Annotated in this window: 19 protein-coding genes; 17 read left to right on the top strand and 2 right to left on the bottom strand. The window is 58.9% G+C overall.

What is annotated here, in order from left to right:
- The first annotated feature begins 63 nt into the window (after positions 1 to 63).
- The 10 genes from DY251_RS00465 to DY251_RS00420 all read left to right on the top strand — a co-directional run bounded on the left by DY251_RS00465 (position 64) and on the right by DY251_RS00420 (position 9,579).
- A complete protein-coding gene (locus tag DY251_RS00465) occupies positions 64 to 495 on the top strand; it encodes a DUF2852 domain-containing protein (protein WP_116622258.1) in 432 nt (143 codons plus the stop codon).
- A 268-nt stretch (positions 496 to 763) separates the two neighbouring features.
- Positions 764 to 2,677, top strand: a complete 1,914-nt coding sequence (dnaK, locus tag DY251_RS00460) for a molecular chaperone DnaK (protein ID WP_116621883.1) — start codon at positions 764 to 766, stop codon at positions 2,675 to 2,677.
- 107 nt (positions 2,678 to 2,784) lie between these two features.
- A complete protein-coding gene (gene dnaJ, locus DY251_RS00455; RefSeq protein ID WP_116621882.1) occupies positions 2,785 to 3,921 on the top strand; it encodes a molecular chaperone DnaJ in 1,137 nt (378 codons plus the stop codon).
- A gap of 116 nt (positions 3,922 to 4,037) precedes the next feature.
- Positions 4,038 to 4,640, top strand: coding sequence for a phospholipid N-methyltransferase PmtA (pmtA, locus tag DY251_RS00450; protein WP_116621881.1), 603 nt, complete (start codon positions 4,038 to 4,040; stop codon positions 4,638 to 4,640).
- Positions 4,637 to 5,227: an NADPH-dependent FMN reductase gene (locus DY251_RS00445; RefSeq protein WP_116621880.1), complete on the top strand. Its 591-nt coding sequence runs from the start codon at positions 4,637 to 4,639 to the stop codon at positions 5,225 to 5,227. The genes pmtA and DY251_RS00445 overlap by 4 nt, the downstream gene beginning before the upstream one ends.
- Before the next feature lie 3 nt (positions 5,228 to 5,230).
- A complete protein-coding gene (gene pyrF, locus DY251_RS00440; RefSeq protein WP_116621879.1) occupies positions 5,231 to 5,932 on the top strand; it encodes an orotidine-5'-phosphate decarboxylase in 702 nt (233 codons plus the stop codon).
- Positions 5,933 to 5,941: 9 nt separating this feature from the next.
- Positions 5,942 to 6,235: a DUF1330 domain-containing protein gene (locus DY251_RS00435; RefSeq protein WP_116621878.1), complete on the top strand. Its 294-nt coding sequence runs from the start codon at positions 5,942 to 5,944 to the stop codon at positions 6,233 to 6,235.
- A 166-nt stretch (positions 6,236 to 6,401) separates the two neighbouring features.
- The gene (locus tag DY251_RS00430; RefSeq protein ID WP_116621877.1) at positions 6,402 to 7,673 is read left to right on the top strand and encodes a polyhydroxyalkanoate depolymerase; all 1,272 of its coding nucleotides are present in this window, start codon (positions 6,402 to 6,404) and stop codon (positions 7,671 to 7,673) included.
- 267 nt (positions 7,674 to 7,940) lie between these two features.
- On the top strand, positions 7,941 to 8,573 hold the full coding sequence (locus DY251_RS00425) for a transglutaminase-like cysteine peptidase (protein ID WP_116621876.1): 633 nt from the start codon (positions 7,941 to 7,943) through the stop codon (positions 8,571 to 8,573).
- Positions 8,574 to 8,733: 160 nt separating this feature from the next.
- A complete protein-coding gene (locus DY251_RS00420) occupies positions 8,734 to 9,579 on the top strand; it encodes an EamA family transporter (RefSeq protein WP_116621875.1) in 846 nt (281 codons plus the stop codon).
- A gap of 48 nt (positions 9,580 to 9,627) precedes the next feature.
- Here the strand turns inward: DY251_RS00420 and fba are convergent, their stop codons facing one another.
- Positions 9,628 to 10,692 carry a class II fructose-bisphosphate aldolase gene (fba, locus tag DY251_RS00415; protein ID WP_116621874.1) on the bottom strand — a complete coding sequence of 355 codons (1,065 nt, stop codon included), beginning with the start codon at positions 10,690 to 10,692 and terminating at the stop codon, positions 9,628 to 9,630.
- A 126-nt stretch (positions 10,693 to 10,818) separates the two neighbouring features.
- On the opposite strand from fba, the gene mgrA reads away from it, so the two are divergent.
- From mgrA to DY251_RS00400, 3 genes are all read left to right on the top strand, one after another.
- The gene (gene mgrA, locus DY251_RS00410) at positions 10,819 to 11,898 is read left to right on the top strand and encodes an L-glyceraldehyde 3-phosphate reductase (protein WP_137113421.1); all 1,080 of its coding nucleotides are present in this window, start codon (positions 10,819 to 10,821) and stop codon (positions 11,896 to 11,898) included.
- A 171-nt stretch (positions 11,899 to 12,069) separates the two neighbouring features.
- The gene (locus tag DY251_RS00405; RefSeq protein WP_116622256.1) at positions 12,070 to 13,125 is read left to right on the top strand and encodes a sugar phosphate isomerase/epimerase family protein; all 1,056 of its coding nucleotides are present in this window, start codon (positions 12,070 to 12,072) and stop codon (positions 13,123 to 13,125) included.
- A gap of 27 nt (positions 13,126 to 13,152) precedes the next feature.
- A complete protein-coding gene (locus tag DY251_RS00400) occupies positions 13,153 to 14,337 on the top strand; it encodes a Gfo/Idh/MocA family protein (protein ID WP_116621873.1) in 1,185 nt (394 codons plus the stop codon).
- Between the two features lie 54 nt (positions 14,338 to 14,391).
- Here the strand turns inward: DY251_RS00400 and polA are convergent, their stop codons facing one another.
- Positions 14,392 to 17,304 (bottom strand): DNA polymerase I, encoded by a 2,913-nt coding sequence (gene polA / locus DY251_RS00395; RefSeq protein WP_116621872.1) that lies wholly within the window; start codon positions 17,302 to 17,304, stop codon positions 14,392 to 14,394.
- A gap of 393 nt (positions 17,305 to 17,697) precedes the next feature.
- Here polA and DY251_RS00385 point away from each other — a divergent pair, with 393 nt between their 5' ends.
- The 4 genes from DY251_RS00385 to DY251_RS00370 all read left to right on the top strand — a co-directional run bounded on the left by DY251_RS00385 (position 17,698) and on the right by DY251_RS00370 (position 20,534).
- The gene (locus tag DY251_RS00385) at positions 17,698 to 19,086 is read left to right on the top strand and encodes a M20/M25/M40 family metallo-hydrolase (protein ID WP_116621870.1); all 1,389 of its coding nucleotides are present in this window, start codon (positions 17,698 to 17,700) and stop codon (positions 19,084 to 19,086) included.
- 7 nt (positions 19,087 to 19,093) lie between these two features.
- The gene (locus DY251_RS00380; RefSeq protein WP_116621869.1) at positions 19,094 to 19,714 is read left to right on the top strand and encodes a ribonuclease D; all 621 of its coding nucleotides are present in this window, start codon (positions 19,094 to 19,096) and stop codon (positions 19,712 to 19,714) included.
- Positions 19,715 to 19,833: 119 nt separating this feature from the next.
- On the top strand, positions 19,834 to 20,079 hold the full coding sequence (locus tag DY251_RS00375; RefSeq protein WP_116621868.1) for a hypothetical protein: 246 nt from the start codon (positions 19,834 to 19,836) through the stop codon (positions 20,077 to 20,079).
- A 20-nt stretch (positions 20,080 to 20,099) separates the two neighbouring features.
- Positions 20,100 to 20,534, top strand: coding sequence for a hypothetical protein (locus DY251_RS00370; protein ID WP_116621867.1), 435 nt, complete (start codon positions 20,100 to 20,102; stop codon positions 20,532 to 20,534).
- Positions 20,535 to 20,547 lie beyond the last annotated feature (13 nt).

Here is a 20,547-nt window from a genome sequence, read left to right as displayed (position 1 = left end):
ACTTTACCATGTCGTTGAGAGCAGCGGAAAATGCTCGCTGCGCAACCGAAGGAACGGGAGAAGATGACGACGACTGCTTTGATCCGCCCGGCCTGGACGCCGGCGACCATTGCGCTCATGGTGATTGGATTTGTGGTGTTCTGGCCGCTTGGCCTTGCCATGCTTGCCTATATCATCTGGGGCGACCGGCTTGACGGTTTCAAGCGTGACGTGAACCGCGCGACCGATGGCGTTTTCGCCGGATGCCGCCGTGCTTCGTGGAAAACCAGCGCTGCAACCGGAAATATCGCCTTTGACGACTGGCGCGAGAAGGAACTCGAACGCCTGGCCGAAGAGCGCCGCAAGCTGGACGAAATGCGCGATGAGTTCGACGCCTATGCTCGCGAACTGCGCCGCGCGAAAGACCTTGAAGAGTTCGACCGCTTCATGGCCAACCGCAATAAGCCGACGGCGCCGGCCAAGCGCGGAAAAGGCGCTGGCTTGCTCGACGAGTAAGTACTTAGCCGGTTTTAGTCGACGGCGCCGCAACAACGGCGCCGTTTCTATTTGTTTGTTGCGGCAAAATGCGCCCTGAATTTCCATGTATCTATTGCACTGATATTGGGCTCAAGACGCTTGCGCGGGAAAACAGCTATTCCTATATACGCCGCAGCTTTGTATCGGCCTCTTGCAAAAGCTGGCCTGGTCAAGGAAATCCATACGAAAGGGGCTTTCGCCGGAATGCCTTCGGGGTCCTGAAAGCCTGCTAAACGGAGAGAAAAGAATGGCAAAAGTAATCGGCATCGATCTGGGAACGACAAATTCCTGCGTCGCCGTCATGGACGGAAAAGACGCGAAAGTTATCGAAAATGCTGAAGGCGCGCGCACTACACCATCCATCGTCGCATTCACCGGCGACGGCGAGCGCCTCGTAGGACAGCCGGCCAAGCGCCAGGCAGTCACCAATCCTGAAAACACTGTCTTCGCGGTCAAGCGCCTGATCGGCCGCCGCTTCGACGATCCTGTGACGGAGAAAGACAAGAAGCTTGTCCCCTACAAGATCGTAAAAGGCGACAATGGCGACGCATGGGTCGAGGCAGGCGGCAAGAAGCAGTCGCCAAGCCAGATTTCGGCGATGATCCTGCAGAAGATGAAGGAAACGGCGGAAGCCTATCTCGGCGAGAAGGTCGAAAAGGCCGTCATCACCGTTCCGGCTTATTTCAACGACGCACAGCGCCAGGCAACCAAGGACGCAGGCAAGATTGCCGGTCTTGAGGTTCTGCGCATCATCAACGAGCCGACCGCAGCGGCGCTGGCCTATGGCCTCGACAAGCGCGAAGGCAAGACCATCGCGGTTTATGACCTTGGTGGCGGTACGTTCGACATTTCCGTGCTGGAAATCGGCGACGGCGTGTTCGAGGTGAAGTCCACCAATGGCGACACCTTCCTCGGCGGCGAAGACTTCGACATGCGTCTGGTCGAGTATCTGGCTGACGAGTTCAAGAAAGAACAGGGCATCGACCTGAAGAACGACAAGCTCGCCCTGCAGCGCCTGAAGGAAGCTGCGGAAAAGGCGAAGATCGAGCTGTCGTCTTCGGCGCAGACCGAAATCAACCTGCCGTTCATCACGGCGGATGCGACGGGTCCGAAGCACCTGACCATGAAGCTGACGCGCGCCAAGTTCGAAAGCCTCGTGGACGATCTGGTGCAGCGCACGATCGAGCCTTGCAAGGCCGCACTCAAGGACGCCGGTCTTAAGGCAGGCGAAATCGACGAGGTCGTTCTGGTCGGCGGCATGACCCGTATGCCCAAGATTCAGGAAATCGTGAAGCAGTTCTTCGGCAAGGAACCGCATAAGGGCGTCAACCCCGATGAGGTTGTGGCGCTTGGTGCGGCCATTCAGGCCGGTGTTCTGCAGGGCGACGTGAAGGACGTTCTGCTGCTCGACGTGACCCCGCTTTCGCTGGGCATCGAGACGCTGGGCGGCGTGTTCACCCGCCTGATCGAGCGCAACACCACGATCCCCACCAAGAAGAGCCAGGTCTTCTCCACGGCTGAGGATTCACAATCGGCGGTCACGATCCGCGTGTTCCAGGGCGAGCGCGAAATGGCAGCGGACAACAAGATGCTCGGTCAGTTCGATCTGGTTGGCCTTCCGCCTGCACCGCGCGGCGTGCCGCAGATCGAGGTCACATTCGACATCGACGCCAACGGCATCGTGAATGTTTCGGCCAAGGACAAGGGCACGGGCAAGGAGCAGCAGATCCGCATCCAAGCATCGGGCGGTCTGTCTGACGCCGACATCGACAAGATGGTGAAGGACGCGGAAGCGAACGCCGAGACCGACAAGAAGCGCAGGGCGCTGGTTGAGGCACGCAATCAGTCTGAGGCACTTGTCCATTCCGCAGAGAAGTCTCTGAAGGAATATGGCGACAAGGTTTCGGAAGCTGATCGCACCGCGATTGCCGATGCGATTGCCGCGCTCAAGACCGCAACCGAAGGCGACGACGTCGAGGCTATCAATGCCAAGTCGCAGGCGCTGACGGAAGCTTCGATGAAGCTTGGTCAGGCGATGTATGAAGCCTCACAGGCACAGGCGGCCGAGGCTGACGCGCAGGCCGACGCGGCCAAGGACAGCGATGTCGTTGATGCCGACTTCGAAGAAATCGACGAAGACGACAAAAAGAAATCCGCTTAGCAAGAGCGGCTGTGATCGAAAAGCCCGGCATAATGCCGGGCTTTTTGTAACCCTATGAGGGACATTCATGGTGGTTTGGTATTGCAGGGCAAGCTGGGCGGGACAGAATGAAGGCTGACTTCTACGAGACATTGGGCGTTGCGCGCGGTGCGGATGAGAAACAACTCAAGGCCGCTTATCGCAAGCTTGCCATGCAGTTCCACCCCGACCGCAACCCCGGCGATCACGCCGCCGAGATAAAGTTCAAGGAAATCGGCGAAGCCTATGACTGCCTGAAAGACCCGCAGAAGCGCGCGGCGTATGATCGCTTCGGCCACGCCGCGTTTGAGCATGGCGGCGGTGGGGGCGGCTTCTCCAACGGCTTCGGCGGTGGTGGGTTCTCGGATATTTTCGAAGATATTTTCGGTGAGATGATGGGTGGCGGCGGACGCCGCCGCTCCACCGGCGGACGCGAGCGCGGGGCAGACCTGCGCTACAATATGGAAATCACCCTGGAGGAAGCCTATACGGGCAAGACCGCGCAGATCCGCGTGCCGTCCTCGATCGCCTGCACGGATTGCTCTGGCACTGGGGCAAAACCCGGCACGCAGCCGGTGAATTGCGCCATGTGCGGCGGCCACGGCAAAGTGCGCGCAAGCCAGGGCTTTTTCTCCATCGAGCGTGTCTGCCCGCAATGCGGCGGCCGCGGCCAGACGATCAAAGACCCCTGCCCCAAATGCAACGGCCAGGGCCGCACCATTCAGGAGCGCTCGCTTTCGGTGAACATTCCGGCCGGCATTGAAGATGGCACGCGCATTCGCCTATCAAACGAAGGCGAAGCGGGCCTGCGCGGCGGACCATCCGGCGACCTCTATATTTTCCTTGCCGTGAAGCCGCACGAGTTTTTCCAGCGCGACGGCGCAGACCTTTATTGCCGCGTGCCGATTTCAATGACAGCGGCGGCACTTGGCGGCCAGTTTGAAGTGACCACACTGGACGGCACCCAGACACGCGTGAAAGTGCCGGACGGTACCCAGAACGGAAAGCAGTTCCGGCTGAAGGGCAAGGGTATGCCCGTGTTGCGGCAGGCGCAGATGGGCGATCTCTACATTCAGACCGCCGTGGAAACGCCGCAGAACCTGACCAAACGGCAAAAAGAGCTTCTGGAGGAATTCGACGCTATTTCTTCGAAAGAAAATTCGCCGCAATCTGCGGGTTTCTTTTCGCGCATGAAGGATTTCTTTGAATCTTTCGGGGAGAGGTAGGGTCAGGACCTAGACCCACGGATTAGCAGTGGGTGATTTACGTTTCTCCTTGCGTTTGAGACTCAGGGTGCTAGAGCGCTTTTCAGGTCGAGCGAAGCAGTTGGAGGGATTTTTCGATGGCTGGTCTGGCGCTTCGCAAGCTTGCGGCGAAATTTGACGATGAGTTGAAATTCTTCAAAGGCTGGATCGACAAGCCAAAGGCAGTCGGGGCCATAATGCCGACAAGCTCGGTAACTGCCCGTAAAATGGCATCGGTGATCGACACAAATTCAGGTCTTCCTGTGCTGGAAGTCGGGCCAGGCACCGGCATCATCACCAAGTACATTCTCAAGCACGGCGTGAAGCCTTCCAATCTTTATACGCTTGAATATTCCCATGATTTTGTCGTGCATCTGCGGCGGCTTTTCCCGCAGGTGAATGTCATCGAAGGCGATGCTTTCGACCTCGACAAATCGCTCAGCGACGACACGCCGAAGCTGTTCGACTCGGTGGTTTCAGGCGTTCCGCTGCTCAATTTCCCCGTACAGAAGCGCGTGCAATATCTGGAAGGGCTGTTGAAGCGCATGCCCGCCGGGCGGCCAGTGGTGCAGCTCACATACGGGCCAAAATCGCCAATTCCGCCGGGATTGGGCGACTACACGGTTGAGCATCTCGATTTCATCCTGCGCAACATTCCGCCCACCCGGCTGTGGGTCTATCGGCGGAGGCTGCACCATTGAGCCGCGCGCCGCGCATTCTGCTGTTCGCCGGGTCCACACGAACCGGCGCTTACAGCGGCAAGGTTGCTGATCTGGCGCAAAAAGAACTGGCGCTACAAGGCGCTGAAGTGACCCGTATTTCGCTCGCTGATTTTCCGCTGCCTATCATGAATCAGGACCTCGAAGCCGAGGAAGGCGTTCCTGAAAATGCAATCAAGCTGGCGCGGCTGTTCGTTGCGCATGATGCGGTGATGATTTGTACGCCGGAATATAATGGCTCGATGCCGCCGCTTCTGAAAAACACCATCGACTGGATCAGCCGCGCGAAAGAAAACGGCAAGAGCATTCGCGCTTTTGGCGGTAAGATTGGCTGCATTTGCTCCTCGTCGGAAGGAAATTTTGCTGGTATTCGCAGTGCCTCGCATCTGCGGCAGGTGCTTGTGCATATCCAGATGGAAGTAATCGCGCCGCAGGTTTCCGTGCCGAACGCAAATGAAGCGTTCGAAGAAAACGGTGAGTTCAAGTCTGAGCGCCTGCGCAGCGGCATGAACCGCACATGCAAGACGCTGGTCGAGGAAGCCGCGCTTCACATGCGAGCGGACGGGTAGGCTATGGCCGGCGAGACAATGCGCGAACGCCTGATCGTCGGGCTGGACGTGCCGAGCGTGAAGGCTGCCGAAGCGGTCGTGTACGAACTTGGCGACACTGCGCGGTTCTACAAGATCGGCTATCAGCTTGCTTACGCGCCCGGCGGCCTGGATTTTGCGCGCGAGCTGGCGAAAAGTGGCGCGAAGGTGTTTCTGGATCTCAAGCTGCTGGACATCGACAACACGGTGGCCAAGGGCGTGGAGGCGATTGCCCGCATGGGCATGTCGATGCTTACGCTGCACGCCTACCCCAAAGCGATGAAAGCCGCCGTGGAAGCCGCCAAGGGCTCGGATTTGTGCCTGCTCGGCGTGACGGTGCTGACTTCGATGGACGAGCAGGACCTTATCGCGGCGGGCTATGAATATGACCCGCATACGCTGGTGATGCGCCGCGCCGAACAGGCGTTGCAGGCGGGAATGGGCGGCGTGGTGTGTTCTGCCGACGAGGCCTCTGCCGTGCGCCGCATCGTTGGCCCGAAACTGGCGGTCGTGACACCCGGCATTCGCCCGGCTGGCGCAGAGCGCGGCGACCAGAAGCGCGTGGTTACACCAGCGGAGGCCGTGCGCAGGGGCGCGAGCCATCTCGTCGTGGCGCGACCCATCGTTGAGACCGTTGACAGGAAAGCGGCAGCGCGCGCTATCATTGCCGAAATGGAAAGCGCCTGAGAGGACCAGATGCCGAAAGCCTATTGGATTGCCCGCGTCGATGTTCGCGACCCCGAAGGATATAAGGGCTATGTTGCAGCTGCGAAGCCGGCATTCGAGCGCTTTGGTGCGCGTTTTCTAGCGCGCGGCGGAGCGAATGAGGCCGTGGAAGGGCCAGGTCGCGCACGCAACGTGATCATCGAGTTTGCCTCGATGGATGATGCGCAAAATTGCTATAATTCACCGGAATATCAGCATGCCAAGTCCATCCGGCAGCAATTTGCCGATGGCGAAATCGTGCTGGTTGAGGCTGTTGAAAGCTGATTTCATGCAACATTACGTAAGGGAATTTCGTCTAAATCTTGGACGAAAGTAGAAATTTCTTGCGCCCATTGCCTCTATTGCATCGCAATATATCTTTGTTAACGTGCGCGATTGAAACTGCGTTCGCTGGCGGGCGTTGATGTAAACAAGTCGAGGCGAACTTCGAATGTTCTATCAGCTCTACGAGATGAACTACGCCGCTCTGCAGCCTTTCAGGGCTTTGAGCGACGCGACGAAAATTCTTTATACCAATCCGCTCAATCCGTGGTCGCACACGCCGGTTGGCCGCATGATTGCCGCTTCGGCCGAGCTGTTTGAGCGCACGACGCGCCGATATGGAAAGCCGGAATTCGGTATCCACAGCATAAAGACGGATTCCAGGAACGTGCCGGTGGCGGAAAAGATCGTCTGGTCGAAGCCGTTCTGCAATTTGATCCATTTCGAGCGCGACCTGCCAAAGAACCGGCGTCCTGATCCGAAGCTGCTGATCGTTGCGCCGATGTCCGGCCACTACGCGACACTGCTGCGTGGCACGGTGGAAGCAATGCTGCCTCACGCGGATGTCTACATTACCGACTGGGTGGACGCGCGCATGGTGCCCACAGCGGCGGGCCGCTTCGACCTCGATGATTACATCGACTACATCATCGAAATGCTGCAGGAGCTTGGCCAGGACACGCATATTATCGGCGTTTGCCAACCTTCGGTTCCGGTGCTGGCCGCAGCCGCGGTGATGGAAGCGCGCGGCGACCGTTGCTCGCCCGCGACCATGACGCTGATGGGTGGCCCAATCGACACGCGACGCAATCCGACCGCGGTCAACCTGCTGGCCGAGAAGAAAGGCACCGCTTGGTTCCGCGACAATGTTGTCATGCAGGTGCCGTGGCCGCTGCCGGGCTTCGGGCGCGATGTGTATCCCGGCTTCCTCCAGCTTTCCGGCTTTATGAGCATGAATCTGGATCGCCACATCATCGCGCACAAGGATTTCTATATGCACCTTGTGAAGAATGACGGCGACGGCGCGGAAAAGCACCGCGAATTTTATGATGAATATCTGGCCGTGATGGATCTTTCGGCAGAGTTCTATCTGCAAACCGTGGACACGGTTTTCGTGCGGCATTCGCTACCGAAGGGCCAGATGACGCATCGCGGCCAGCCGGTCGATTGTTCCGCAATCCGAAACACGGCGCTGTTTACGGTTGAAGGCGAAAACGACGATATCTCGGGCCTTGGGCAGACCGAGGCCGCGCACGACCTTTGCGTGAACATCCCCGCTGAGCGCAAGGCACATTATATGCAGCCGAAAGTCGGCCACTATGGCGTGTTCAACGGATCGCGCTTCCGCTCAGAAATCGTGCCGCGCATCGTGGATTTCATGCACAGCCACGGCGAACGGAAACTGTCGGCGCCGAAGCTCGTGCGCTCAAGCGGTTCATAAAACGCGTCACCCTCGGGCTTGTCCCGAGGGTTTGCAAGTTCTCAGCTAGATGCGCTGTAGATCCTCGGCACAAGGCCGAGGATGACGGAATTTCCGCTGTTCAGGTTCATTATGAAGCAGAGGCGGGAGGCGACTCCCGCCTTGTTTATGTTGCAATTTCGCCGCGTTAACGCCGCCCGGTAACCATATTCATATTTCGGTAACCACACCGAATTGACTCCACGCCCTTCTGGCCTTTAACTTTTTGTTAACGAAGAAGAGGGGCAGATGGGACGGGCGGCCACCAATTCGATTTCCTGGATCGGAGCGGCACTGAGCGCAGGGACAGCGCTTCTGGCGCTGAGCTTCGGCACGCTGGCGGCTTCTGCCGGAACGACAATGGTTGTCGGAGGGCTGACTTCACAGCCAATCGGCCACTACGAATATTGCAAGGCAAACCCGCAGGAATGCGCGATCCGCACGCGGGACACAGCGCCTGAGCACATGAGCGAGACGCTGTGGGCAAAGATCAGCCGCGTCAATCTCGCGGTGAATGCCAACATCAAGCCGATGAGCGACAGCGATATCTACGGCAAGGACGAGGTTTGGACCCTGCCGACGCACGGCGTGGGCGATTGCGAAGACTATGTGCTGGAAAAGCAGATGGAACTGCATAAGGCGGGTTTGTCGCTGACCAATCTGCTGATTACGGTGGTTCGCAAGCCGGATGGCGAAGGCCATGCGGTGCTGACCGTGCGTACCGATGAGGGTGATTTCGTTCTGGACAATCTCAGCGACGATGTGCGCGAATGGGCGGATACCGGCTATCTGTACCTGAAGCGTCAGTCTGAAGAGAATACGGGCCGCTGGGTTGCGATCCGCAAGGGCCAGACCTCGACCGTGGCTTCGGTTCGCGAATAGACCGATACCCTGATCCATCTTGATTGTGCCATGCCGGAGGCTACGCATGGCCCAAATGGTTTTGCGCCGGCAAAATAATCTGACTTGCCTTGACGCGCTCCCGGCAAGCTGGGAGGGAGTAACCCCTTTTCGCAACCGTTAGTTTTCCGGCCCGCCATCAATGTCCAGCTTTGCGCTAACGCTTGTTCTGTCTGCGGCGGTTTTGCACGCAAGCTGGAATGCCTTGGTGAAAGCAGCGCCCGACAGGGCGTTGACCATCGCCGCAATTGCGCTGGTGAATGCGGTTGCGGGCTTGGCGCTGATATTATTTTCAGGTGTGCCCGCATCCGCGAGTTGGCCAATGATCGCCGCTTCGACGTTGCTGCACTATCTGTATTACACCTTCATGTATCAGGCGTACCGGCTCGGCGATTTGAGCCACGTCTATCCAATTTCGCGCGGCATGGCGCCTGCGCTCGTCGCACTCGGCACTTTCCTCCTGATCGGCGAGGTGCTGCCTCCGCTCGGCCTTGCGGGGTTGGCGGCGGTGACGCTTGGCATCGGCGTTTTGGCTTTTCAGCGAGGGGCGGCATTTGCAGATCGCCAGACTTTGGTGGCGGCCGGATTGCTCGGGTTGACCATTGCCGCCTATTCCGTGGCGGATGGCATCGGCGTGCGCTGGTCGGAAAATCCGATGGCCTATATGGGCTGGCTGTTTCTGCTCGAGTCGCCGGTGGTCATTGCCGTGCTCTGGATGCGGCGGCGCAACGGCACGCAATTCGACCCCCGCACATTCGGCATTGGCCTGATTGGCGGGTTGGTATCCGTAACGGCTTACGGGGTCGTGCTCTACGCCAAGACGATTGCGCCGATTGGCGCTGTTTCGGCGGTACGCGAATCGAGCGTGATTATCGCCGCGCTGATCGGCGTCATCATATTCGGTGAAAGACCCTGGAAGGGACGAATACTGGCCGCACTGATTGTGGCGGTCGGGGTTATCATGCTGGCATTTTCGGGAAGCCACTAGCGCAAACAAAAAAAGCCGGCCCGAAGGCCGGCTTTGGCAGGAAGCGGATCAACCGATCTTGGGATCGAGGCTGCCGCTCTTGTAGCGCTTCGCCATTTCAAACAGCGGCAGCGGCGTGATCTTGCCAGCCTGGCCGGCGGTGCCGAACTCTTCAAGACGCTGCTTGCAGAGCTTGGTCATCGCAGCCATCGCGGGCTTCAAATATTTGCGTGGATCGAATTCGCTCGGATCTTCCGCCATGACCTTGCGAATAGCGCCGGTGAGCGCCATGCGGTTGTCGGTGTCGATGTTGATCTTGCGCACACCATGCTTGATGCCGCGCTGGATTTCCTCAACCGGCACGCCCCAGGTCGGCTTCATTTTGCCGCCGAACTTGTTGATGATTTCCTGCAGGTCTTCCGGCACCGACGACGAGCCATGCATGACAAGATGCGTGTTCGGCAGCTTGCGATGAATTTCCTCGATCACGTTCATGGCCAAAACGCTGCCATCCGGCTTGCGGCTGAACTTGTATGCGCCATGCGACGTGCCCATTGCGATGGCGAGCGCATCGACCTTGGTTTCCTTGACGAACTTCACCGCTTCGTCCGGGTTGGTCAAAAGCTGATCATGGCTGAGCTTGCCTTCCGCGCCGTGACCATCTTCCTTGTCGCCCATGCCGGTTTCGAGACTGCCGAGAACGCCAAGCTCGCCCTCAACCGAAATGCCGCCCAGATGGGCCATTTCGCTGACCTTCTTGGTGACGCCGACATTGTAATCCCAATCACCCGGCGTCTTGCCGTCTTCCTTGAGCGAACCGTCCATCATGACCGAGGTGAAACCGGACTGGATAGCGGTCATGCAGGTGCCGGGCTCATTGCCGTGGTCCAGATGCACGCACACAGGAATGTGCGGATAGATTTCGGTGAGCGCGTCCATCATGTGCTTGAGCATGATGTCGTTGGCATAGGCACGCGCGCCGCGCGACGCCTGAATGATGACGGGAGCGTCTACCGCATTCGCCGCCTCCATGATGGCGAGCGCCTGTTCCATATTGTTGATGTTGAAGGCGGGAACGCCATAGCCGTGTTCGGCAGCATGGTCGAGCAATTGCCTAAGCGTGATACGGGCCACTTGTTATCCTCCGGGAATAGCGTTTCTTTCCATGGCGGATAAGCAATAATCCCGCCCCCGGCAACCGCAAATCGAAATAGACAAATAATTAAAACGGTTTAGCTGTTATCGTGATTAATCGTTATGATGCGAAACGGATTAATTGGAGGCACGAAGGTGAGTTGGACCCCTGCCGAGGCGCGTTACGACTTGATGATTTACAATCGATGCGGGCGCTCGGGGCTGAAACTGCCGGCTATCTCGCTGGGCCTTTGGCAAAATTTCGGAGAGGAAACACCGCACCGGCTCAAGCGCGACATGCTGCGCCGCGCTTTCGATCTGGGCATCACGCATTTCGACCTCGCAAATAATTACGGGCCACCCGGCGGCGCGGCGGAAGAAGCTTTCGGCCAGGTTCTGCGCACGGATTTTGCGGGCTACCGGGATGAAATCGTGGTTTCGACAAAGGCCGGTTATCGCATGTGGCCGGGACCATATGGCGAGTGGGGCAGCCGCAAATATATGCTGCAAAGCCTTGACCAAAGCCTGAAAAGACTTGGGCTCGACCATGTCGATATTTTCTATTCGCACCGCTATGACCCCGACACGCCGCTGGACGAAACGATGGGCGCGCTGGACCACGCCGTGCGGTCCGGCAAGGCGCTTTATGCCGGAATTTCCTCGTATAATTCAAAGCGCACGCGCGAGGCAGCCGCCATTCTCAAGCAATTGGGCACGCCCTGCCTGATCCATCAGCCCAGCTATTCCATGATCAACAGATGGGTGGACGAAGATGGGCTGCTTGATACGCTCGACGAACTCGGCATCGGCTCGATTGTGTTTTCGCCTCTGGCACAGGGTATTTTGACCGGCAAATATCTGGGCGAAATTCCAAAAGACAGCAGGCTGGCGAAGGGCGGGCCGCTGCGCTCCGAATTTCTGACCGAGCAGGTGACGGCCAGTATTCGTGGCCTTGCCGCGATTGCGGAACGACGCGGGCAGAGCCTTTCGCAAATGGCGCTCGCATGGGTTTTGCGTGACGGCCGCGTGACCAGCGCACTGGTAGGCGCGAGCCGCGTGACGCAAATCGAAGAAGCGGTGGGCGCTTTGGCGCGGCTGGACTTCGATGCAGACGAACTTGCGGAAATCGAGCGCTTCGCAAAGGACGCCAACATCAACCTTTGGGCTGCTTCGGCTGAACGCAAAGGGCCATCCCGCAACAAATAGTTCTTGTACGAATCTGGTAGGACCAGATCTTGACGGCGATACAATTCGCGTTCAAGCTGAGCGCCATTCGACGCTGCGAGGAGAAGGTTCCGCCGGCAGAAATTGCCTGCGGCGCAATGCAGCGCGGCTTCTGGCGATGCTGCCGCAAACGGTTTGGGAGGACTCTGCGCAATGGCAACCACAATCAAGGGACCGGCGATTTTTCTGGCCCAGTTCGCGGGCGATGCCGCACCGTTCAATTCACTCAAGAACATTACGAAATGGGCCGCTGGCCTTGGATACAAGGGCGTGCAGATCCCCACATGGGATGGTCGCCTGTTCGATCTCGAAAAGGCGGCAAGCTCGAAAGCCTATTGCGACGAGGTGAAGGGCATTTGCGCGGATGCTGGTGTCGAGATCACCGAGCTTTCCACGCATTTGCAGGGCCAACTCGTGGCCGTGAACCCGGCCTATGACGTGCAGTTCGATGCGTTTGCGCCCGCCAAGGTGCACAACAACCCCAAGGCCCGCCAGAAATGGGCAGTCAGCCAGATGCTCGCGGGCGCGAAGGCTTCCAAAAACCTCGGCCTCAAAACAGCAGTGACGTTCAGCGGCGCGCTGGCGTTTCCATATCTCTATCCGTGGCCGCAGCGCCCACAGGGGCTGATCGAGGAAGCTTTTGCCGAGCTTGGCAAGCGCTGGACGCCTATCCTGAACGCCTATGACGAGGCTGGGGTCGACGTCGGCTATGAAATCCACCCGGGCGAAGATGTGTTTGACGGAACTACGTTCGAGATGTTCCTCGACGCAGTGAAGGGACATTCGCGCTGCAACATCAACTACGATCCGTCGCACTTCCTGCTACAGCAGCTCGACTATCTGGAGTTCATCGACATTTATCACGAGCGCATCAAGGCGTTCCATGTGAAGGATGCAGAGTTCAACCCAACCGGGCGGCAAGGCGTTTATTCCGGCTATCAGGGCTGGGTGGATCGCGCCGGGCGGTTCCGTTCGCTTGGCGACGGACAGGTGGATTTCGGCGGCATCTTTTCCAAGCTGACACAGTATAATTATGATTCATGGGCGGTGCTGGAGTGGGAGTGCTGCCTCAAGCATCCAGAGGACGGTGCGGCGGAAGGTGCGCCCTTCATTCAACACCACATCATTCGGGTGACGGAAAGGGCGTTTGACGATTTCGCGGGCGGCGAAACAGATAAAAAGCTGCTGCGCGCCATGATGGGCATTTGAGCGCGAGCCGAAAAACGGGAGGTTCACATGGTTAGCGGCAGGTCGATCGAGTCCGGCAGCGGGCCGATCAGATATGGAATGGTGGGCGGTGGCCAAGGTGCATTCATCGGTGCAGTGCATCGCATCGCCGCGCGTATCGATGGCGAGTTCGAACTGGTGGCGGGCGCGTTTTCATCCGAACCGGCGCGGGCAAAGGCGTCCGGCAGGGAACTCGGCATTGCCGACGACCGCAACTACGGCACCTTTGCCGAAATGGCGAAGGCCGAAGCCAAGCGCCCCGATGGCATCGAAGCAGTGGCAATCGTTACGCCCAACCATATGCATTACCCCGCCGCCAAGGCGTTTCTGGAAGCGGGCATTCATGTGATTTGCGACAAGCCACTGACCTCGACGCTTGCCGATGCAAAGAAGCTCGCGGCGGTGGCGAAAAAGTCCGGCTGCGTGTTCGTGCTGACGCATAATTACACCGGTTATCCGATGATCCGGCAGGCGCGCGAGATGGTTGCCAAAGGCCAGCTTGGCGCAATCCGGCTCGTGCAGGCGGAATATCCGCAGGACTGGCTGACCGAGGCCGCCGAGAAAGCAGGCTCCAAGCAGGCCGAATGGCGCGTGGACCCGAAGCGCTCCGGCGCGGGCGGTTCGACGGGTGATATCGGCACCCACGCCTATAATCTTGCGCGGTTTGTTTCCGGGCTGGAACTGGACAGCCTCGCCGCCGACCTTTCAGCATTCGGCGCTGGCCGCGTGCTGGACGACAATGCGAATATCATGCTGCGATTCAAAGAGGCGAACGGGGTTGCCGCGCGCGGCATGATCTGGGCAAGCCAGGTTGCGCCGGGCAATGAGAACGGACTGAAGCTGCGTATATATGGCACCAAGGGCGGGCTGGAATGGGTGCAGGCTGATCCGAACTATCTTTGGTACACGCCGTTCGGCCAGCCGAAGCAGTTGCTGACGCGTGGCGGTGCGGGATCGATGCCGGTTGCAGCGCGGGTCACGCGCGTGCCGCCGGGGCACCCCGAAGGCTATCTCGAAGGCTTCGCGAATATCTACACCGAGGCAGCACGTGCTATCCGCGCCGCCCGCAAGAAAGGCGGAAAACCGCCGAAGGATGTGGTTTATCCGACAATCGATGACGGTGTCGAAGGCGTTGCGTTTGTCGAAGCCTGCGTGAAGTCGTCGAAGAAAAACGCGGCCTGGACGAAGTTGTAGGATTCGTGAGGGGTCGGCGCGGCCCCTCACCCCTACCCGACCGGGTGAATAGCCTTAATGCGCCTCGTCCCAATTGTGAGCGGCGCGCGCGTCGACCTGTAGCGGCACGGACAGCGACACAGCGGGCATAGCCGCGTTTTCCATCACATGCCGCACGACCGGAATCGTGGCCTCGACCTCAGCGTCGGGCGCCTCGAAAATGAGTTCGTCGTGAACTTGCAGAAGCATTCGCGTGGACACGCCGGCCTGCGCCAGCGCATCGTCCATGCGGATCATGGCGCGGCGGATGATGTCGGCCGCAGTGCCCTGCAAACGCGCATTGGTTGCCGCACGTTCGTTAAACGCACGCACCGACGGGTTGGGCGAGCGGATTTCAGGGTAATGCACGCGGCGACCGAAGATGGTTTCGACATAACCCTTGTCGCGCGCATAGGCCTTCGTTTCCTCGATGTAATCGCGAATGCCGGGGAAGCGCTCGAAATAACGCTTGATATAATCGCCGGCTTCCTCGCGCGGGATGGAAAGCTGGTTGGCAAGCCCGAACGCGGAAATGCCGTAGATGATGCCGAAATTGATCGCCTTGGCACGGCGGCGAATTTCAGACGGCATGCCTTCAATCGGCACGTTGAACATTTCCGACGCGGTGGCGGCGTGAATGTCGCGCCCATCCGCGAATGCCTGCCGCAATTGCGCGATTTCCGCGACATGAGCCAGCACGCGCAACTCGATCTGGCTGTAATCCGCCGAAATGAGCTTGTGGCCGGGATCCGCGATGAAAGCCGTGCGGATCTTGCGGCCTTCCGCCGTGCGGATCGGAATGTTCTGCAAGTTCGGGTCGGATGAGGAAAGCCGCCCTGTAGTGGTGGCCGCGAGCGCGTATGAAGTATGCACGCGCTTGGTTTCAGGATTGATGAAGCCCGGCAGCGCATCCGTGTAGGTCGATTTCAGCTTGGTGAGCTGACGCCAGTCAACGATCTTGCGCGGCAATTCGTGGCCCTCGGCGGCGAGGTCTTCCAGCACCTGCGCGGATGTGGACCACTGGCCGGTCTTGGTTTTGGAGCCGCCCGCAAAGCCCATTCTGCCGAACAGAATATCGCCAAGCTGCTTGGGCGAGCCGATGGTGAAGCGCTCGCCCGCAAGCTGGAAAATTTCTTCCTCAAGACGCGCCGCGCCTTGTGCCAATTCGCCCGACAGACGCGACAGGATTTGGCGGTCAACCGAAATGCCGCGTTCTTCCATACGCATCAGCACTGGCACAAGCGGACGCTCCAACCGCTCATAGACGGAGACGACCTGCTTGACCGGCAGGCGCGGTTTCAAGACATGCCACAGCCGCAAGGTGACGTCGGCATCTTCCGCCGCGTAGCAGGTGGCGCGGTCCAGCGCGACATGATCGAAAGTCACGAATGACTTTCCGGAGCCGGTCACGTCCTTGAACGCAATGGGCGTGTGGCCTAACCATTTTTCGGACAGCGCGTCCATGCCGTGGCCACCATTGGTGCCGCCATCCAGAGCATAGGACATGAGCATGGTGTCGTCGGCGGGCGTGACGTCGATGCCGTGACGGCTCATGACCAGCATGTCGAATTTGAGGTTGTGGGCAACCTTCAAGACATTCGGGTCTTCGAGCAGCAGCTTGAGCAGCGCCAGTGCGTCGCGGGTCGGAATCTGCCCCTCGACCACACCGCCGCCGAGCAGATCGCCCGCGCCTTCCTTATGCGTGAGCGGGACATAGGCCGCGCGGCCCGGCGCGGTGGCCAGCGAAAAGCCGACAAGTTCGGCCTGCATGGGATCGAGCGAATTGGTTTCCGTATCGAAGGCGACAACCTCCGCTCCGCGCGCTTCGGCGATCCAGTCCGCAAGGGTCTGGATATCGCGAATGCAAACATAGGCGTTGACGTCGATCTTGCTGTTAACCGCGGCTTGCGCGACCGAATCCGCGAGTGCGGCTGGCGTCAACTCTCCGGTCTTGGCCTCCGCGGCAGCTTGCGCGGTTTCACCCGCGCCAACGTCCGGGCCATGAGCGGCTTCGCCAAGTTCCACGACGACGGTGGCGGCATCGACGGCAGACGCATCCGTACCGCTCGCCTCCGCCACGCGGCGCGTGAGCGATGTGAACTCCATGCCCTTGAGGAAGGAAATGAGCTTGGGGCCGTTTGGCGGTTGCAGCACCAGGCTTTCCAGACCGTCAGCTACGGCAACATCGTTCTTCAGCTTCACGAGTTCGCGCGAAATGCGGGCAGCGTCCGCATTGTCGATGATGGTTTGACGGCGCTTGTCCTGCTTGATTTCGCCGGCGCGAGCCAGCAGCGTGTCGAGGTCGCCGAATTGCTCCAGAAGCTGTGCAGCGGTTTTGGGGCCAATGCCCGGCACGCCCGGAACATTGTCGATGGAATCGCCTGTCAGCGCTTGCAGGTCGATCATCTTTTCCGGCGGCACGCCCCATTTCTCGATGACTTCCGGAATGCCGATCTGACGGTCTTTCATCGGGTCGTACATGCTGACCGTGGGGCCGACCAACTGCATCAAATCCTTGTCAGATGAAATGATGGTCGTGTCGCCGCCGGCATCGCAGGCAAGGCGCGCATAGGTGGCTATCAGATCGTCCGCCTCGAAGCCCTCCATTTCGATGCAGGGCAGATCAAAGGCACGGGTGGCCTCGCGGATCAGGCCGAACTGCGGCACGAGGTCTTCCGGCGGCGCGGAACGGTTGGCCTTGTATTCTGCATAGAGTTCATTGCGAAACGTCTTGGATGAATAATCAAAAATGACGGCAAAGTGAGTGGGGGTTATACCCACATCTGTATTGCGCGCGTCCTGCATGAGCTTCCAAAGCATATTGCAGAAACCGGACACGGCACCGACGGGCAGGCCGTCCGATTTGCGCGTAAGCGGCGGCAGGGCATGGTAGGCCCGGAAAATGTATCCGGAGCCGTCAACGAGGAAGAGGTGATCGCCTTTTTTCATGGCTCGAATGGGTAACGCCCCGGCCTTCCACTGTCCATGCCCAAGCAAAGGTTACTGACATCTGCGACATGGACAAAGGCAGGAAAAATCGCTCACGCATTGGTTACAAACTTGTAATCGAAACTGCCCTTGAATCGCCACGTTCGACTCGCCATTTACAGGTCATCGGCTTCGGCCGAATCCGGAGTAAGGCCCGTCCCCCGCCTATACCGGATGTTTGCGGCAGCCTCATCCCCCTCTCCGGGCTGCCGCATTATTTTAAAAGCGCCGCCGTGGTACCCCCTCCGCCACGGCGGCATTTTTTTGTCTGCTTCAGCGCGCTGGCTCAATACGCCGCCTTTGCCTTTCCGCCGCATATGGATAGGTTACGCCGCAGATTCGAGAGGCCCCATCATGACACAGCTTGCCCCCGTACTCGATGAGATCGACAGTTCGCTCGACGCCAGTGTGCAGCGTCTGTTCGAGTTGCTGCGCATCAAGACCATTTCGACCGATCCCGCATTTGCCGGCGAATGCCGCAAGGGCGCGGAATGGCTGGTGAAGGAACTCAAAAGCATCGGGTTCGACGCGAGCGTGCGCGATACGCCAGGCCACCCAATGGTGGTTGCGCACCATGCGGGCGCAACGTCGGATGCGCCGCATGTGCTGTTCTACGGTCACTATGATGTGCAGCCGGTCGATCCGATTGAGTTGTGGCACGACGATCCGTTCGCGCCTGCGATCAAGGAAAGCGACAAGGGCGCGAAAATAATCACCGGGCGCGGATCTTCCGACGACAAAGGCCAGCTGATGACCTTCGTGGAAGCCTGCCGCGCTTACAAAAAGGTGCATGGCTCCCTGCCCTGCCGGGTGACGATTTTCTTTGAGGGCGAGGAAGAATCCGGCTCGCCCTCGCTCAAGCCGTTTCTTGATGCAAACAAGGACGAGTTGAAGACCGACATTGCACTGGTTTGCGACACCTCCATGTATGACCCGCAAACGCCATCGATCTGCGTGAGCCTGCGCGGACTGGTGGGCGAGGAAGTGGTGGTGAAAGCCGCCAGCCGCGATCTGCATTCCGGCTATTATGGTGGCGCGGCGGCGAACCCGATCCGCATTCTGGCGAAGGCGCTGGCCGACATTCACGACGAGAATGGCCGCGTGACCATTCCCGGCTTTTATGACGGTGTTGAAGAGACGCCGACGCAGATGCTGGAAGCTTGGGAAAAGCTCGGCAAGACGCCGGAGAAATTTCTCGGCGCTATTGGATTAGGGATTCCCTCGGGTGAGAAAGGTCGCTCGATCCTTGAACTGACATGGGCGCGGCCTACGGCGGAATTCAATGGCATTACAGGCGGTTACACAGGCGCCGGCTTCAAGACCGTCATCCCCGCAGAGGCAAGCGCGAAGGTTTCTTTCCGCCTTGTTCATAAACAGAACCCCGACAAAATCAGGGATGCGTTCCGCGCCTTTATCCGCGCGCGCATTCCAGCGGATTGCACAGTGGAGTTTCATCCGCACGGTGGTTCGCCGGCTATCCAGCTTCCTTTCGATTCGCCGGAATTGACCAAAACGCGCAATGCGCTCGCGGAAGAATGGAACAAGCCAACGTTGCTGCTGGGCGGCGGCGGGTCTATCCCGGTGGTCGGAGATTTCCAGACCTATCTCGGCATTACATCACTGATGGTAGGGTTTGCGCTGGACGATGACCGTATCCATTCGCCCAACGAGAAGTACAATCTAAATTCGTTTCACAAAGGCCAGCGCTCGTGGGCCAGAATTCTCGACGCGCTCGCCAAATAGGACATTCATGAGCAAGATTCGTTTTCATAAAGGTGATTTGCCAGACCTCGCCCACTATCAGGGCGACGCGGTGGCTATCGATACCGAAACGCTGGGGCTGAACCCGCATCGCGACCGACTTTGCGTGGTGCAGCTTTCGCCGGGCGATGGCACCGCCGATGTGGTGCAGATCGCTGCTGGCCAAAAACGCGCGCCAAACCTTGCAGCACTTTTGCGCGACGGAAAAAAGACGAAGATCTTTCATTATGGACGCTTTGATATTGCAGTGCTTTTCAATGCGTTCGGCGTGATGGCGACGCCAGTTTTCTGCACCAAGATCGCCTCACGGCTGGTGCGGACCTATACGGACCGCCACGGGCTGAAAGACATTTGCAACGAGTTGCTTGGCATCAGCCTTTCCAAAGTGCAGCAATCCTCAGACTGGGGAGCCGAAACCCTGACGCCGGAGCAACTTGAATATGCGGCGTCTGACGTTTTGTACCTGCACGCGCTGCGTGAGGCGTTGATTTCACGACTCAATCGCGATGGCCGCGCAAAAGAAGCCGAAGCCTGCTTCAAATTTCTGCCCACCCGCGCGAAGCTGGACCTGATGGGCTGGGACGAACAGGACATTTTTTCGCATAGCTAGGTCAGGACCTAGGGAACTTCGGCGATCTGCGCGAATTCTACTGCCCTGATTTCGGCGCTTTCAGGCGTTCAGCCTGCATTCAGCGAATATCGTAGATAAGGCGGACAGGAGAAAGCGACATGAGCGGCAGGCAACCCATTTCCACGGCCCCGAAAAATGGCACCAAGGTTACAGTGTACTGGACCGACGAGGACGGGCAGGAAAACGAATCAATCGCCCAATACCGGTCGCTGGACCGGCTGAAAGCAACGGGCGGAGATTGGGATGAAACCGATGCGGGCTGGTGGACGTTTATCGACGGAAACACCCAAAAGCGCATCGAGCCGACTGCCTGGTCGGCTCATCCGGATGAAGATTCCGAGTGAACACTCGGTGTGCGGAGTAAATGAAAGGACTTGAAATGCTGAAATCCATCAAGATGGCGGCTCTGGCGGCGGCTGTGTCGTTGACCTCGATGTCATACGCGCCAGCTTCGTTTGCAAAGGATGTGGAATTTCTGATTGGCCCGAACGGCGTTCGGATCCGGACGGCAGATTTCTGCGAGCGCAACCCCTATGACCGGCGCTGCCGCACCTATTTCGACCGGCACGGTCGCGATTATCCGGGCCGCCCGCAGGGAAATTACAGAAAGCCGCGGGAAGGCCGCTACGGTATGCGTTGCGACGAAAGCGACGCTATCTCCAAGGCCCGCTCGATGGGTGTACGTCGCGCCGACGTTATTCGCGCTGACCGCCGCGCAATCGTGGTTCAGGGCTTTTCACGCGGCGACCGCGTGCGCCTGATGTTTGGCCGCGACGGCAACTGCACTCTTTATCGCTGATTTTCCAAAGCTT

The sequence above is a fragment of the Mesorhizobium denitrificans genome (assembly GCF_003403035.1).
Taxonomy (GTDB): Bacteria; Pseudomonadota; Alphaproteobacteria; order Rhizobiales; family Rhizobiaceae; genus Mesorhizobium_G; species Mesorhizobium_G denitrificans.
The sequence above is the reverse complement of the archived record's forward strand: the minus strand, read 5'-3'. Positions and strand labels throughout refer to the sequence as shown.

Bases quoted from the DNA above. Each gene is read 5' to 3' on its own strand.
- DY251_RS00465 (WP_116622258.1), top strand. From the start codon at position 64: ATGACGACGACTGCTTTGATCCGCCCGGCCTGGACGCCGGCGACCATT.
- dnaK (WP_116621883.1), top strand. From the start codon at position 764: ATGGCAAAAGTAATCGGCATCGATCTGGGAACGACAAATTCCTGCGTC.
- dnaJ (WP_116621882.1), top strand. From the start codon at position 2,785: ATGAAGGCTGACTTCTACGAGACATTGGGCGTTGCGCGCGGTGCGGAT.
- pmtA (WP_116621881.1), top strand. From the start codon at position 4,038: ATGGCTGGTCTGGCGCTTCGCAAGCTTGCGGCGAAATTTGACGATGAG.
- pyrF (WP_116621879.1), top strand. From the start codon at position 5,231: ATGGCCGGCGAGACAATGCGCGAACGCCTGATCGTCGGGCTGGACGTG.
- DY251_RS00435 (WP_116621878.1), top strand. From the start codon at position 5,942: ATGCCGAAAGCCTATTGGATTGCCCGCGTCGATGTTCGCGACCCCGAA.
- DY251_RS00430 (WP_116621877.1), top strand. From the start codon at position 6,402: ATGTTCTATCAGCTCTACGAGATGAACTACGCCGCTCTGCAGCCTTTC.
- DY251_RS00425 (WP_116621876.1), top strand. From the start codon at position 7,941: ATGGGACGGGCGGCCACCAATTCGATTTCCTGGATCGGAGCGGCACTG.
- DY251_RS00420 (WP_116621875.1), top strand. From the start codon at position 8,734: ATGTCCAGCTTTGCGCTAACGCTTGTTCTGTCTGCGGCGGTTTTGCAC.
- mgrA (WP_137113421.1), top strand. From the start codon at position 10,819: ATGCGAAACGGATTAATTGGAGGCACGAAGGTGAGTTGGACCCCTGCC.
- DY251_RS00405 (WP_116622256.1), top strand. From the start codon at position 12,070: ATGGCAACCACAATCAAGGGACCGGCGATTTTTCTGGCCCAGTTCGCG.
- DY251_RS00400 (WP_116621873.1), top strand. From the start codon at position 13,153: ATGGTTAGCGGCAGGTCGATCGAGTCCGGCAGCGGGCCGATCAGATAT.
- polA (WP_116621872.1), bottom strand. From the start codon at position 17,304: ATGAAAAAAGGCGATCACCTCTTCCTCGTTGACGGCTCCGGATACATT.
- DY251_RS00385 (WP_116621870.1), top strand. From the start codon at position 17,698: ATGACACAGCTTGCCCCCGTACTCGATGAGATCGACAGTTCGCTCGAC.
- DY251_RS00380 (WP_116621869.1), top strand. From the start codon at position 19,094: ATGAGCAAGATTCGTTTTCATAAAGGTGATTTGCCAGACCTCGCCCAC.
- DY251_RS00375 (WP_116621868.1), top strand. From the start codon at position 19,834: ATGAGCGGCAGGCAACCCATTTCCACGGCCCCGAAAAATGGCACCAAG.
- DY251_RS00370 (WP_116621867.1), top strand. From the start codon at position 20,100: ATGAAAGGACTTGAAATGCTGAAATCCATCAAGATGGCGGCTCTGGCG.